At 72.7% G+C, this 1002-nt stretch carries 1 protein-coding gene and 1 pseudogene; both read left to right on the top strand.

Features of this window, described 5'->3' with window-relative positions; all coding sequences use genetic code 11:
- Window positions 1–705: glutamine amidotransferase-related protein (locus tag FVW27_RS21020; RefSeq protein WP_341806173.1), on the top strand; the 705-nt coding region annotated here is incomplete at its 5' end.
- A pseudogene (locus FVW27_RS16915) lies at window positions 677–1002 on the top strand (chorismate-binding protein); the annotation flags it as partial. The gene FVW27_RS21020 and the pseudogene FVW27_RS16915, both read left to right, overlap by 29 nt.

The raw sequence follows: 1002 nt of genomic DNA, 5'->3' as shown, positions 1-1002 counted from the left end.
CATGGCGTGAACACTGTAGCCGCCCGCTGGGACCTGCTGGTGATCTCGCCCGGCCCCGGCACGCCGGAGGAATATCCGCAGTACGCGCCGCTGCTGGGCGGCGAGGCCACGCGGGTGACGCGCGCGTCTCACATGGCGGGCATAACGGGCACGACAGGCGCAACGGGCGCTATGGGCGCAATGGGCGACGACACCGATGCCACCCTGCTTGCCGGTCAGTCCGCCGGGATGGTCACCGCACAGGCCGCAACCTCGTCCCCCGATCCGGCCGTGGCCACACCCGCCGTTCCGACTGCCACATCATCTCCCGACCAGTCCGCAGTCTCCCCCGCCGCCACAGCGTCTCCCCACTGTGCCCCGCCCTGCCCCGTGCCGGTGCCCGTGCTGGGCATCTGCCTTGGCCTGCAGATCATCAACGCCCATTTCGGCGGGGTCACCGCGCCGCTGCCGGGCTGCGTGCACGGCAAGCCGGACACCCTGCACTACGCCGGGCAGGCCCGCACCGTGGCCCGCTACCATTCGCTGCACCTGTCCGTAATGGGCACGGGCATGCGCGTGCTGGCCCGCAACGGCCAGGGGGTGGTCATGGCCGCCCGGCACCGCTGCCTGCCCCTGCTGGGCTACCAGTTTCACCCCGAATCGTTCCTCACCCCGGACGGGGTGTGGTGGATACGCCATGCGCTGCACGCTCTCGGCCTGCGCTGACGCCGACGCCTTCGCGTCCTTTGCCCTGGCCTGCGCCCGGCAGGGCGCGGACCTGCTGCTGTGCCACCCGGATTCCGGGCACGCTGATGCAGGCCCCGCGGATTCCGGCGCAGAGGTTGTCCCGCGGGCGGATGCCGCCCCATCCGGCCAGCCTTCCGGCACCGCCGCTGCAACTGGCGCACCGCACGTCCACACCGCCATGCCCCCCGGCTGGACGGTCTGGCCCGGCGGCGAGGGTGAAGGCCCGTGCTGCCTCGTGGGCATCGGCCCGCGCGAGGAACTGTGCCTGGGCGACCC

Origin of the sequence: Nitratidesulfovibrio liaohensis (assembly GCF_011682075.1) — a bacterium.
GTDB classification, from domain to species: Bacteria; Desulfobacterota; Desulfovibrionia; order Desulfovibrionales; family Desulfovibrionaceae; genus Cupidesulfovibrio; species Cupidesulfovibrio liaohensis.
Note: the sequence above shows the minus strand (reverse complement) of the source record. Positions and strands in the feature narration are given on the sequence as shown.